At 49.8% G+C, this 13,917-nt stretch carries 11 protein-coding genes; all 11 read left to right on the top strand.

Annotated features, from left to right (window positions below; genetic code table 11):
- The first annotated feature begins 19 nt into the window (after positions 1–19).
- The 11 genes from ACJ8W9_RS06420 to ACJ8W9_RS06370 all read left to right on the top strand — a co-directional run bounded on the left by ACJ8W9_RS06420 (position 20) and on the right by ACJ8W9_RS06370 (position 13,902).
- Positions 20–1,393 carry a YjbF family lipoprotein gene (locus ACJ8W9_RS06420; protein ID WP_411360686.1) on the top strand — a complete coding sequence of 458 codons (1,374 nt, stop codon included), beginning with the start codon at positions 20–22 and terminating at the stop codon, positions 1,391–1,393.
- Entirely contained in the window at positions 1,390–3,645 is a 2,256-nt protein-coding gene (locus ACJ8W9_RS06415; RefSeq protein WP_411360685.1) for a YjbH domain-containing protein, read from the top strand. Before ACJ8W9_RS06420 ends, ACJ8W9_RS06415 begins: the two co-directional genes overlap by 4 nt.
- A gap of 15 nt (positions 3,646–3,660) precedes the next feature.
- Positions 3,661–4,815 (top strand): polysaccharide export protein, encoded by a 1,155-nt coding sequence (locus tag ACJ8W9_RS06410; RefSeq protein WP_411360684.1) that lies wholly within the window; start codon positions 3,661–3,663, stop codon positions 4,813–4,815.
- Positions 4,816–4,958: 143 nt separating this feature from the next.
- Positions 4,959–5,441, top strand: a complete 483-nt coding sequence (locus tag ACJ8W9_RS06405) for a low molecular weight protein-tyrosine-phosphatase (RefSeq protein WP_411360683.1) — start codon at positions 4,959–4,961, stop codon at positions 5,439–5,441.
- Positions 5,423–7,651, top strand: coding sequence for a polysaccharide biosynthesis tyrosine autokinase (locus ACJ8W9_RS06400; RefSeq protein WP_411360682.1), 2,229 nt, complete (start codon positions 5,423–5,425; stop codon positions 7,649–7,651). The genes ACJ8W9_RS06405 and ACJ8W9_RS06400 overlap by 19 nt, the downstream gene beginning before the upstream one ends.
- Before the next feature lie 191 nt (positions 7,652–7,842).
- Complete coding sequence (tviB, locus tag ACJ8W9_RS06395; RefSeq protein ID WP_411360681.1) at positions 7,843–9,117, top strand: Vi polysaccharide biosynthesis UDP-N-acetylglucosamine C-6 dehydrogenase TviB; 1,275 nt, start codon at positions 7,843–7,845, stop codon at positions 9,115–9,117.
- A gap of 75 nt (positions 9,118–9,192) precedes the next feature.
- Positions 9,193–10,242 carry an NAD-dependent epimerase/dehydratase family protein gene (locus ACJ8W9_RS06390; RefSeq protein WP_411360680.1) on the top strand — a complete coding sequence of 350 codons (1,050 nt, stop codon included), beginning with the start codon at positions 9,193–9,195 and terminating at the stop codon, positions 10,240–10,242.
- Positions 10,243–10,254: 12 nt separating this feature from the next.
- On the top strand, positions 10,255–11,331 hold the full coding sequence (gene rffG, locus ACJ8W9_RS06385; protein ID WP_411360679.1) for a dTDP-glucose 4,6-dehydratase: 1,077 nt from the start codon (positions 10,255–10,257) through the stop codon (positions 11,329–11,331).
- Positions 11,328–12,197 (top strand): glucose-1-phosphate thymidylyltransferase RfbA, encoded by an 870-nt coding sequence (gene rfbA / locus ACJ8W9_RS06380; RefSeq protein WP_411360678.1) that lies wholly within the window; start codon positions 11,328–11,330, stop codon positions 12,195–12,197. Before rffG ends, rfbA begins: the two co-directional genes overlap by 4 nt.
- A 12-nt stretch (positions 12,198–12,209) precedes the next feature.
- Positions 12,210–13,343: a DegT/DnrJ/EryC1/StrS family aminotransferase gene (locus ACJ8W9_RS06375; protein ID WP_411360677.1), complete on the top strand. Its 1,134-nt coding sequence runs from the start codon at positions 12,210–12,212 to the stop codon at positions 13,341–13,343.
- On the top strand, positions 13,315–13,902 hold the full coding sequence (locus ACJ8W9_RS06370; RefSeq protein ID WP_411360676.1) for an acyltransferase: 588 nt from the start codon (positions 13,315–13,317) through the stop codon (positions 13,900–13,902). The genes ACJ8W9_RS06375 and ACJ8W9_RS06370 overlap by 29 nt, the downstream gene beginning before the upstream one ends.
- Positions 13,903–13,917 lie beyond the last annotated feature (15 nt).

Here is a 13,917-nt window from a genome sequence, read left to right as displayed (position 1 = left end):
CCGAGTGACACGCAAGCCAATGCGTGGATTGGTAGTAACGGCAGCCCTGCTCGGGCTGTCGGGCTGTTCGGTCTTCAGCTCACAAGAAGATTCAAGAACAACTGCAGCGACCGAGTCGTTGCAGTTTTTGTTTGCTGACGCCGCCGAAGCCCCAGATTTAGCCACTTTGCAGCAGGTACCTTATCCGGTCAGCTATGTGCAAATTGGCGATGCGCCACGGACCATTCTTGGTCTCGCCGCCACCGAGCCCCACGGGCAGTATTGGGTGTCGGCAGGTAGTGAAGCCCTGACCTTATGGCAGGGGCGGGTGATTCGAACGAGTCGCCTCGTCGGTGAAAACCGCGTGCACACCGACAATCTCAGCAATGACCCACTCGCTTGTCATCTGCATCAGCAAGGTGATCAGCAACGTAAGTGCGACAGCCAATGGCAACGCAGCATCCAAATTGAACGCCCCGTTCGCAATTCGACCCCGCTCAAGCCTCAGCACGAAATCGTCAGATTACAATTGCAATCGACTTTGACGCGCAACGGCCGTGATATCAGCGAAACCGGGCTTGCGACAGAATCTGTCGCAGGTGAGCCACGAGCAACCTACGAATTCAATAATAGCTATCGCCTCAGCAGCGACGGCAAGTATGTGATCAGCAGTCGCCAGTGGGTCAGCCCGGCACTGGGTTATGTCGAACTGGAAATGGTGAACCTAGCGCAGCCGAATCCACCGTCAACCGCGCCAGAACCCACGCGCTTGAATCTACCCGTGCAAACGCTCAACAATGGCCAAGCACCGCGCTTGCGCCAATTTGTTGAAGCGATGGCGCAAGAATTCTACCCCGATAGCTATTGGCCAGGCCTACGCATTCATAGCGACAAGCTCGATGAGCGCTTTGCCAAGCGCCATGCCGGTATGCTCAAACACCTACGCATGCTCGGCGAAACTTATCGCCATGACCAACACACCGAGCTGGCCAACGCCGCCGACCAGTTGGTGCAACAATTTCAGCAGTGGCCGCTGCGCGCCAGTTACGTACACGGCATTGACCCGGCACAGATGCGTTTGACCTTGGAACAGAATCCGATGCTGAATGGCTACGACGCCGAGGCTGAGTATCAAATCGTAGTCGCCGCAGAACAGAGCAGTGAAGTGGGCGTGAGTAACCTCGACGCCGCGCAAAGCGAGCGTTGGTTGATTCAACCGAATGGCGATATCCGTCAGTTATTCCCCAACGAGCAGCTGGCCGACGGTCAACCGGGCATTGTCTTTACCGGCATTCAGCAAGACTTGTTGCCGCCAGGGTTTCGCAGCATCAACAGCCAGCTGGCGATGTTTTTGCAGCACTGGGATTATTCGCAAGCCGCGCAAGCCGAGCAACAGGCAGGGACGCAGCAATGATTAAACCTTTGCTTAAACCAAAGCAGTTAGCCCTCGCCATCACGGCCGCGCTCGCCAGCGCAGGCTTTAGCGTACAAGCCAACGCCCAACAAGCCTACGATCCCGACCCGTACACCACCAGCGATTTCGGTGGCGTCGGCTTATTGCAAACGCCGACCGCACGGATGAATAGCGAAGGGCACATCACTATAGGTTATTCCGATACCGACGACTACCGTCGCACCAGCGTCACTTTGCAGGTCTTCGACTGGCTCGAAGCCACCGCGCGTTATACCGATTTGCGCTATAACTTTTACAGTGACGTTGACGAATTCAGTGGCGACCAGACGCTCAAAGATAAAGGCTTCGACTTAAAATTTCGGCTGTATCAGGAATCGCAGTGGCTACCCGAAGTCGCGGTAGGATTAAGAGACTTAGGCGGTACCGGATTGTTCGGTGGTGAGTACTTTGTCGCCAGCAAAGCATTGACCACGGAACACTTAGGCACCTTCGACTTCCATTTAGGCCTCGGCTTTGGCTATTTGGGCGTACGCGATAACGCCTACAACCCGTTCTGCGAAATCACCGACGAGTTCTGTATACGTAAGCGTGGCAGCACTCCAGGTGGCGGTGACGTCGAATGGGACAAAATGTTCAAAGGCCCTGCAGCAACCTTTGGCGGTATTGAATGGCAAACGCCACTCGATGGCCTGCGCATCAAAGCCGAATACGACCCGAACGATTACAGTCGCGAGCGCAATCCGAATCCGATTGACCCAGAAAATCCGCGGGTTATTGTGCAAGACAGCTTCTGGAACTTCGGTGCCGAGTACGAGCTCAACGATTTCTTGAATTTGAAGCTGGGTTATCAGCGCGGCAACACCATGACCTTTGGCTTTAGCTTCCGCTATAACCTTGCCACCGCGTATCAGGTGAAAACCGAGCCGCCATTAAGAGACGCGCGCTATAGCACCGCCAGCAATTTCAACGATGTTGACTTACAGCGCTTAAGCCAAGACTTGCTGAATGAGACCGGCTTCCGCGTCAAGCAAGTACAGGCAAATGAGCAAGAAGTCACCTTGTACGCCGAGCAAACGCGCTATCGCGACCGCGAAGAGGCGGTCGAGAAGGCCGCGCGCATTTTAAGTAATGAGCTGCCCGAGAACATCCAGCGCTACGCGATTGCCGAAACCAATGATGGCGTCGACATCGTGCAGTACAATATCAACGCGCCGTACTACAAGTCCGCCGCCCGCGCCGAACGCTTCTACCGCGAAGAAGATGACGCCATCACCCTTAGCAATGTGTACCGCACCACCGATCGCGCATACAACACCCCGAACGACGTAGCCCGTAGTTCTACTAAGGGTCCAACGACCGGACAAAACCAATGGTGCGACGACAATCAAGCGTCGAATGCATGCGTGACCCGTACTAGAAGTACGGGCTACAGCCTCACACCGTCGCTGTCCCAAGCCTTCGGCGGCGCCGAAAACTTCTATATCTACCAACTTGCACTCATGGCCAACGGCCACTACAACTTCTCCAACAAGCTGAAACTGAACGGCACCGTTGGCCTGAACGTCATCAACAACTACGATGAGTTCAATTTCCTCATCGATGGCCAGAACAACCCATTGCCGCGCGTGCGTACCCGTATTCGTGAATACGCTGACAACCAAGACCTGTGGTTGCAAAACGCCCAGCTAACCTACATCGACCAAGCCGACACCAACTGGTATTACAGCCTCTATGGCGGTTACCTTGAGCGTATGTTTGGTGGCGTCGGCGGCGAAATCCTCTACCGCCCATTGAATTCACGCTGGGCGGTCGGTTTTGACCTGAACTATGTACAGCAACGCGACCCAGACAACAGTTTCAGCTTTGAAGATTATGACGTGTTCACCGGCCATGCCAGCCTGTACTGGCAGCCGAAACTGATACCGGACACCCTGATCAAGTTACAAGCTGGGCGCTTCTTAGCTGGCGACGAAGGCGTACAAGTGGACGTCTCGCATCAATTTGATTCCGGCGTGCGCGCAGGCGCTTACGCCGCATTTACCAACGTTTCTCGCGAGGAGTACGGCGAGGGCGGCTTTACCAAAGGCTTCTACATCAGCATTCCATTCGATTTGTTCTTTGTGCGCAACACCTTGTCGCGCGGCACCATCGGCTGGAATCCAATCACTCGCGACGGCGGGCAGATGCTGAACCGAAGCGTAAACCTGTACGACACCACCGAAGCGCGTGGCTTCGCGGTTGGCAAGGATTAAGTGGGGAACAACAACATGAACAACATGCACACCAAATTGACCGCAGTCGCACTGCTGGCACTCACTCTAGGTGGCTGTGCCTTAGCCCCTGGCGGCCACATTCCAGACGACAGCAGCGGCGGCTTATTTAGCGACGACAACCGCAACGCCTACGAGCAAGAGTTCAGCGAAGCTGAGCTGATGAAGCTGGTCGACGTGTACAATATCTCGCCGATGCTGTTGGCCGAGCTGCAAACCGCGCCGACCAAGCCAGAATTCAACAGCGCGCTTGAGCAAGCGCGCAACAGCTACGACTACATTGTCGGCCGTGGCGACATTCTTAACGTGACCGTGTGGAACCACCCAGAGCTGACCATTCCAGCCGGTTCCATGCGGAGCGCCGAAGAGGCCGGTAACTGGGTGCACAGCGATGGCACCATTTTCTACCCGTACATCGGCACCGTCGAAGTTGCCGGGAAGCGCGTGACGCAAATCCGTGACGAAATCACCAAGCGCTTAGCCAAGTACATCGAAAGCCCGCAAGTCGACGTGACCGTTGCGGCCTTCCGTAGCCAGCGCGTGTACGTAACGGGCGCGGTGCAGCAGCCGGGCACAGTGCCGGTGACCAACGTACCCATGACCTTGATTGAGGCCGTGAACGCCGCTGGCGGCATGCACGAAGCCGCCAACTGGAACCGCGTGACCCTGACCCGTGGCGACACTACGCAAACCTTCAACATGCGCGAGCTGTATCAGTCGGGCAACACCGACCAGAACATCTTGCTGCAACCGAACGACGTATTGCACGTGGCGCGTAACGACGATAACAAAGTGTTCGTGCTCGGCGAAGTACGGCAGCCAAAATCATATATGATTGGCCAAAGCGGCATTACCCTAGCCGAAGCCCTAGCTGACGCCGGTGGTCTGTTTGAAGCAACCGCCGATGCCTCAGGCATTTTCGTGATTCGCGAAGCCGAGCCAGATTCAGGCAAAATCGCCCAGGTGTACCGCCTGAACGCTGATAACGCCATTGCGCTGGTGATGGCCGAGCAGTTCGAGCTACAGCAACGCGATATCGTTTACGTCACCGCCGCGCCTATCAGTCGCTGGAACCGCGTGATCAACCAGTTGTTGCCGTCGATCACCGGCCTCTACAGCATCGGCCGTTTTTCGGATGACATAAGCAACTAATTGCGGTATTCGTCCGCTGCGCTGTTCGGGGTGTTCGCCGCTGATCATGTTACCGATCGAACGACGAACAGCGTAGCGCACGAAACCCGAAACCCGAAACCCGAAACCCGAAACCCGAAACCCGAATCCCGAATCCCGAAATCATGTTTAACAGAATCCTCATCGTCTGCCTAGGCAACATCTGCCGCAGCCCCACAGCCAAATTCCTGCTGCAACAAGCGCTGCCTGACAAGCAGATCGACAGCGCAGGCATTACCGCTATGGTGAAAGACGATGCCGTCAGCGGTACCAAGAAGGGTTGGGACATGGACGCCAAAGCGCGTCAGGTCGCCAAGCAAAACGGCTATGAATTCGGCAGCCACGAGGCGCAGCAACTGACGCGCGAACTGATAAACCAGCACGATTTAATCTTGGTAATGGAACAAGAGCACCGCCAGTACATCGGCAAGCGTTACCCCGAAGCCATGGCGAAGACCATGCTGCTTGGACACTGGCTCGAGGCCACTTCAGGTGCCAGCCAACAAGGTAAAGAAATTCCGGACCCGTATCGCCGTAGCGACGAAGTCTATCAACACGTTTTTGAACTCATCGAGAAGAGCTGTAACGAATGGAAAAGCAAACTGTGAACACGCCAACTCCTCCCATCCGCAACGAGCGCGACAGCGACGAGATCGATCTCGGCCGCCTGTTTGGCTTGTTGATCGACAAGCGCTGGCTGATCATCGGTGTCACATTCGTGTTTATGGTGTTCGGCGTATTGTACGCCGTGCTCTCGACGCCGATTTACCAAGCCGATGCCTTGTTACAGGTCGAGAAGAAATCGAGCGGCTTACCTGCGTTAGGCGAAGAGTTCGGCGAAATGTTTACCAGCGACAGCGAAGCCGCTACCGAAATCGAAATTATGAAGTCGCGTATGGTGATTGGCTCGGTGGTTGAGCAGTTACAGTTGACGAATAAAGTCACTCCGAATTACATGCCGGTGATTGGCGGTTGGTTAGCGCGTCGCAGTGCGGGTAACGACGAAGTTGTGCTGAGCCAGTTTACAGTACCGCGTGAATATGAGGGCTTGGAGCTTAGCCTAGAGTTCGCCGAGAACGGCACAGCCTATGAACTCTTTGGTCCAGAAGGTGAGCAAGTACTCACTGGCACAGTCGGCAGTCTGGCGTCTGAGAATGGTTTTAGTTTAAATATTGCCGATGCAGTTTTAACGGATACTCATGAATTTACCCTGGTGAAAGCCAATCGCTTAGGTGTGATTCGTAGCGTGCAAGGGTCTTTGTCGGTCAGCGAGCGTGGCAAGCAAACCGGTATTTTGTCAGCCAGCATTCAACACTCTGACCGCGCCCATGCGCAACGAGTGCTTCAGGCGATTGCGCAGGAATACATGCTGCAAAATATTCGTCGTAACGCCGCCGAAGCCGAGAACAGCTTGCAATTTATTGAACGTGAGTTGCCTAGCGTGCGACAGAATTTGACGCAGGCCGAAGACAAGCTCAATAGCTATCGTTTGCAGAGCCAGTCCGTGGATTTGTCTATCGAAACCGCATCGTTATTGGAACGCGTGGTCGAAATCGAAAAGCGCCTGAATGAACTGGAATTAAAAGAGAAAGAACTCTCGCGGTTGTATACCCGCGAGCACCCGACCTACCAGTCGTTACTTGAGCAAAAAGCGCAGTTGTTGCAAGAGCAAGAGCAAATCAACGCGCAAGTTGGCGACTTGCCCGAAACTCAGCAAGAAGTTTTGCGCTTAGCGCGTGACGTGGAAGTTTCGCAAGAGATTTACGTACAGTTGTTGAATCGTATGCAAGAGCTCAACGTACTGAAAGCCGGTACCGTGGGGAACGTACGTATTCTTGACGAAGCCGTAACCAATCCTGGTGCTGTGGCACCGAAGAAAAGCCTAATTGTGGTGCTAGCGACCATGCTAGGTGGCATGGTGAGCGTCGGCTATGTATTCTTGATGGCAGCACTCAATCGCGGCATTGAGTCACCAGAGCAGCTCGAAGAGATTGGCATTAACGTGTATGCATCGGTGCCGTTGTCACCAGTGCAAGAGGACATGAACAATAAGCTTGCCAAAATGATGAGCAAGAACGGCACAACCCGTGATATTCCGTTCTTGGCACTGGAAGACCCAGCCGACCTTGCCATTGAAGCCTTACGCGGCCTGCGGACTAGCTTGCACTTCGCGATGTTAGAAGCGCAGAACAAAGTCATTATGATTTCTGGCCCGTCGCCGGGTGTTGGTAAAAGTTTCGTAACCGCTAACTTTGCCGCAGTTCTTGCGCAAGCTGGACAAAAAGTTTTAGTGATTGACGGCGATATTCGCCGTGGCTACATGCACGCCCAGTTAGGTGGTGAGAACAATTACGGCTTATCAGACTTTTTGGCTAGCGTGGATAAAACCCATGACGGCGGCGTCGTTGACAAAAACAACCTGTCGACCATTATTCAGAAAACCAAAGTACCGAACCTGCACTTTATTCCACGTGGTACAGCTGCACCGAACCCGTCGGAATTGTTGATGCACCCGCGCATGGAAAAAATGCTCGGCAAACTGAATGAATACTACGACTACGTATTGATTGATACGCCACCGATTCTGGCAGTTACAGACGCCGCTATCGTTGGCCGTTATGCCGGTACATCATTACTTGTCGCACGCTTTGGCGATACCCCAGCGAAAGAAGTAGAAGCCACTGTGAAGCGTTTTGCGCAGAATGGCGTCGATATTCGTGGTGTGATTCTGAATGGTGTTGAGCGCCGTGCCAGTGGGTATTACGGCTATGGTTACGGTTACAGCTACGGATACTCGTACAAATCCGACAACGCCTAACGGTAGCCCGTACCCTTGGTACGGGTCCAACACCCATTCGACGCTTGATCGTCGGCTGTAACCAACACCGATGATCCGATAGAAATATCTCCAACCCCAGCGCACCATAAAAACTCCTACAATCGCGCTGGGTGAACACAATTCATTATTTTAATCGCTTTATAAATTCCAACCTTTAGAGAAGTACCCTCATGGATTTGAACAACGTTAAGATCGCCGTGATTGGACTCGGCTATGTTGGCCTGCCATTGGCCGTTGAATTTGGCAAAAAATACCCAACCATCGGCTTCGATATTAACCAAAAGCGCGTTAACGAACTGCAAGGTGGCCACGACCACACGCTAGAAGTCGAGCCTGAAGAGCTGGCACAAGCGGATAAGCTAAGCTACAGCGCAGACACACATGATCTGCATGCCGCCAACATCTATATCGTCACCGTGCCAACGCCGATCAACAGATTCAAGCAGCCCGATTTAACGCCGCTGATCAAAGCGTCGGAAACCATCGGCAAAACCCTGAAAAAGGGTGACATTGTCATTTACGAATCCACTGTCTACCCCGGTGCAACCGAAGAAGACTGCGTACCCGTACTCGAAAAAGTCTCAGGCCTAACTTTCAACCAAGACTTTTTTGCGGGCTATAGCCCAGAGCGCATTAACCCAGGCGATAAAGAGCACCGTGTCACCACTATTTTAAAAGTAACCTCTGGCTCAACGCCTGAAGTCGCTGATTTTGTTGATAGCCTCTATGGATCAATCATTACCGCGGGCACCCATAAAGCCGAAAGCATTAAAGTAGCTGAAGCCGCAAAAGTCATCGAAAACACCCAACGCGACGTGAACATTGCCTTGATTAACGAGCTGGCAATGATTTTCAACCGCATGGGCATTGATACCGAAGCGGTATTAAAAGCGGCTGGCACCAAATGGAACTTCTTACCGTTCCGCCCAGGCCTTGTTGGTGGCCACTGTATTGGCGTGGACCCTTACTACCTGACCCATAAAGCAGAATCCATTGGCTATCACCCTGAAATGATTCTGGCAGGACGTCGTATTAACGACAATATGAGCCGTTATGTCGCCTCAGAGTTCGTGAAAGCCTTATTGCAGAAGGGCATTACAGTAAAAGGCGCACGCGTACTGATTATGGGCCTTACCTTTAAAGAGAACTGCCCGGACATTCGTAACACCAAAGTTGTCGATATTATTGATGAACTGAAAGAGTACGGCGTTGAAGTGGATGTGTATGACCCTTGGGTGGATGCCGAAGAGGCGCAACATGAATATGGTGTTACACCTGTAGCAAAGCCGCAAAAAGCAGCCTACGATGGCGTGGTGGTGGCGGTAGCGCACAACCAATTCAAACAAATGGGTATTGAGGGAATGAAAGGACTCGCGAAAAGTGACCATGTCATTTATGACCTAAAATACATTGTTGATGCTGGTGTTGCTGATATCAGGCTTTAGGATTCGCCCTTAAAATACAGTCAAAAAACATCAAATATCGACAAACAAAGTCAAATAACCTCAAAATAAGTTCATATGATCAAATACGAAGAAATTCAAAGTCAATTGAAGTCATCGCCAAAAGTATGGCTGGTAACCGGCGTTTCCGGCTTTATTGGGTCGAATTTGCTTGAGATCTTGTTAAAGCTTGATCAGCACGTGGTGGGATTAGATAACTTTTCCACCGGCTTTCAGCGTAACCTTGATGAAGTTCAAGGCATCGTTTCCGAAGCCCAATGGCAGCGCTTCCAGTTTGTTGAAGGTGATATTTGCGACCTAGACACCTGCAAGTCGGTGATGAAACATGCGACAGCTGGTGACGTTAATTATGTATTGCACCAAGCTGCGCTAGGTTCAGTACCACGCTCCATCGATGACCCTATTAATACCAATAAAAGCAATATCGATGGCTTTTTGAATATGTTGGTTGCAGCAAGGAATGCTTGCGTTGAGAGCTTCACCTACGCTGCAAGCAGCTCCACATATGGCGACCATCCAGCGCTGCCTAAAGTCGAGGAAAACATTGGTAACCCGCTATCACCTTACGCAGTGACAAAATATGTAAACGAGCTTTATGCGAGTGTATTTGCGCGTGTCTACGGCTTTAAAACCATTGGTTTACGTTACTTCAATGTGTTTGGTCCGCGCCAGAACCCTGACGGTGCATACGCAGCAGTTATTCCTAAATGGACTGCGGCTATGATCAAAGGTGAACCCGTGTTTATTAATGGTGATGGCGAGACCAGTCGGGACTTCTCTTTTGTGGCGAATGCAGTGCAACTGAACCTTCTTGCTGCGACAGCCGATGACGCAGCTAAAGACGAAATCTACAACATGGCGTTGGGTGACCGTACGACGTTGAACGAGCTGTTTGCTGGTATTAAAGATGCGCTTAAAGATAATGGTGTTCAGTATAACGACGAACCTGTCTATCGAGATTTTCGACCTGGTGATGTTCGTCATTCGCAGGCTGATATTTCTAAAGCCAAAAGCAAACTTGGTTTTGTACCTACACACCGTATTGTTCAAGGTATTTATGAAGCCATGCCTTGGTATGTCGAAAATATTACCCCATCAATTAAGTAGTAACTGATAACTATGAAGATTTTAATTACGGGTGGAGCAGGGTTTATTGGCTCTGCGGTTGTACGTCATATCATTGATGAAACAAATGACGCGGTCGTCAACGTCGACAAACTAACCTACGCAGGTAATCTTGAAAGCCTGAAGGCTGTTGCGACTTCTGAACGATACGCATTTGAAGAAGTCGATATTTGCGATACTGTTGCACTTGAGCGTGTGTTTAACGAGCATCAACCCGATGCAGTGATGCATTTGGCCGCAGAAAGCCACGTGGACCGGTCTATTGATGGCCCTGCTGCGTTTATCGAGACGAATATCATCGGTACCTACACATTGCTAGAAGTTGCGCGAAAATATTGGGCGCAGCTCGATGAGCAACGTAAAGCTAATTTCCGTTTTCACCATATTTCCACCGATGAAGTCTACGGTGATCTCGATGATACCGCTGCGCTGTTTACCGAAACCACACCCTACGCCCCAAGTTCACCTTATTCAGCGAGCAAAGCGAGCTCTGATCACTTAGTCAGAGCGTGGCAGCGAACCTACGGCTTACCTACGCTTGTGACGAACTGCTCAAACAACTATGGACCGTATCACTTCCCTGAGAAATTAATCCCGTTAATGATACTCAACGCACTTGATGGCAAACCGTTGCCGGTTTATGGCAAGGGCGATCAAGTACGCGATTGGCTATTTGTCGAAGACCATGCGCGAGCGCTTTACAAGGTAATTACCGAGGGGCAAGTGGGCGAAACCTACAATATTGGCGGTCACAACGAAAAGCAGAACATCGAGGTTGTACGCACCATTTGTAGCTTACTCGAAGAATTGGTGCCCGATAAACCAAGTGGCGTTAATGCCTATGAAGACCTGATTACCTTCGTAACAGATCGCCCAGGGCATGATCTGCGTTATGCCATTGATGCGTCGAAGATCCAAAACGAATTGAATTGGACGCCAGAAGAAACGTTTGAATCCGGTATTCGGAAGACCGTTGAATGGTATCTTGCCAATCAAGAATGGTGTCAGCACGTACAAGACGGTAGCTACCAACGTGAACGTTTAGGTGCCTTATCTGGAGAAAGTGTATGAAAGGAATCGTCTTGGCGGGTGGCTCAGGTACACGCCTTTATCCGATTACTATGGGCGTGTCGAAGCAGCTACTCCCGATCTACGATAAACCGATGATCTATTACCCGTTATCGGTGCTTATGCTTGCGGGTATTCATGAAATATTGATTATTTCGACACCTGAAGATTTACCTAATTTTAAGAAGCTTCTCGGTAATGGTTCGCAATTTGGTATTCAGCTTTCCTATGCAGAACAACCAAGCCCTGATGGTTTAGCGCAAGCGTTCATTATTGGCGAAGAATTCATTGGTGATGATAGCGTTTGTTTAGTGCTTGGAGACAATATTTTCTATGGTCAAGGATTTAGCCCAAAGCTAAAACACGCTGCACAGCAAGTAAGCGGTGCGACGGTTTTTGGCTATCAAGTCAAAGATCCAGAGCGATTTGGTGTGGTTGAGTTTGATGAAAATTATCGCGCTATCTCTATTGAAGAAAAACCAGATAATCCAAAATCTAACTACGCCGTGACCGGGCTCTATTTTTACGACAATGACGTTGTCGAAATTGCTAAAAATGTGAAACCATCTGATAGAGGTGAGCTAGAAATAACCTGTGTTAACCAAGCTTACTTAGATCGTGGTGACTTAAATGTCGAAGTTTTAGGACGCGGGTTTGCTTGGTTGGATACTGGCACACATGAGAGCTTACTTGAAGCTGCTCAGTTCGTAGAAACAATTGAGAAGCGTCAAGGTTACAAGGTCGCATGTTTAGAAGAAATAGGCTATTTGCAGGGGTGGCTTAGCTGGGAAGAATTGCAGCAAGCAGGTCAAGACCTTGCGAAGAATGGTTATGGTCAATACATCTTGAGCCTAAAGCAGCGCTCATAAGGCCAATAAATAATGATACCTGTAACAAAACCTTATTTACCTAGTCGTGAAAAGCTCGATAAATATATTGATGGCATCTATGAGCGTCAATGGCTTACGAATAATGGACCGCTAGTTCAAGAGTTGACAAAGCGGCTGGAAGAATATCTTGGTGTTGAAAACTTATTGTTGGTTTCAAATGGCACATTAGCGCTGCAAATTGCTTATCGAGCGCTTGGTATTCATGAACCAGTCAACGGGAAACCGGCAGAAGCGATCACCACACCTTTTACATTTGTGGCTACCTCGAGCTCACTTAAGTGGGAAGGAATTGAACCTGTTTTTGTTGACATAAATCCAAATACCTTATGTCTTGATCCTGAAAAGATCCAATCTGCCATGACGGCCAATACAACGGCAATTGTTCCTGTGCATGTTTATGGCAACCCCTGCAACGTAGAAAGAATAGCCGAGCTTGCAGATAAGAACGGTGTAAAAGTCATTTATGATGCAGCACATGCATTTGGTGTTAATTATAAAGGTGAGAGTTTATTGAGTTGGGGCGATGCAGCCACGTTAAGTTTTCATGCCACAAAGGTTTTTCATACAATTGAAGGCGGTGCAATTATATTTAAACGAAAAGAAGATCTAGAACGAGCGAAGCTTTTGACCAACTTCGGTATCCAGAGCCAAGATGTCATCTCTTGCAACGGTATTAATGCCAAGATGAATGAGTTTCAAGCCGCTATGGGACTTTGTGTTCTCGATGATATTGAATTAGTCATTTCCAAGAGAAAAAAAATAATTGAAAGATATAATTCGGTTTTCAATGGGTTGGAAGGTGTTCATACTCTAGAAAGTAACACCGACACTAGCGGGAACGGTGCTTATTATCCCATTTTATTCAGTACTGAAAATCAACTGAAGAGAGTGATTGATGCTTTAAAAGCAGAAGATATAATTAGTCGCCGATACTTCTTTCCAAGTTTAGATACGTTAACATCCCTTGATTCATTGACCGACCCTTCGTGTGGTATTTCACGCGATACCGCAAGCAGGGTGGTGTGTTTACCGCTTTACCATAAGTTACTAGATTCTGACATCGATCGGACAGCAGAAATAATTAGGAGATGCGTAAATGAGTTTCATGACGCAGAAAGAGCTTGAGGCGTTAGGTTTCGAATCTCTTGGAAAGAATGTACTTATATCTAGCAAAGCATCTTTTTACAATTGCGCTAGAATAGCGATTGGCGACAATACAAGAATTGACGACTTTACGGTGATATCAGCGGGAGAATGTGGTATTTCAATAGGTTCTCATGTTCATATAGCTGTTTTTAGTCTTTTAATTGGTTCAGGTAAGATTACCGTAGATGATTTCGCTGGCATTTCCTCGCGTGTTTCAATTTATAGCAGTAACGATGATTACTCCGGCAATTACCTTACTAACCCAACTATTCCAAGCAGTTTTACAAACGTTTCAGTGGCTCCGGTTCGTATTGGACGGCACGTTATCATTGGTTCTGGTAGTGTTGTTCTCCCGGGAGTGCATATAGATGAAGGGGGGGCAATTGGAGCTTTAAGCCTAGTAACCAAGAATTGTGAAAAATTTACGGTTTACGTAGGCAACCCTTTAAAGCGATTGAAAGCACGCTCGCAAAAGCTGTTAGAAGTTGAGCGTGAATTTTTACTTGGTCTTAATGAGAGCCGATATCTTGTTGATTAAAGTAACGGATAGGTC

Source organism: Pseudidiomarina salilacus (genome assembly GCF_047323925.1).
In the GTDB taxonomy this organism is placed as follows: domain Bacteria; phylum Pseudomonadota; class Gammaproteobacteria; order Enterobacterales; family Alteromonadaceae; genus Pseudidiomarina; species Pseudidiomarina salilacus.
This window is presented reverse-complemented; position numbering and strand designations above follow the sequence as displayed.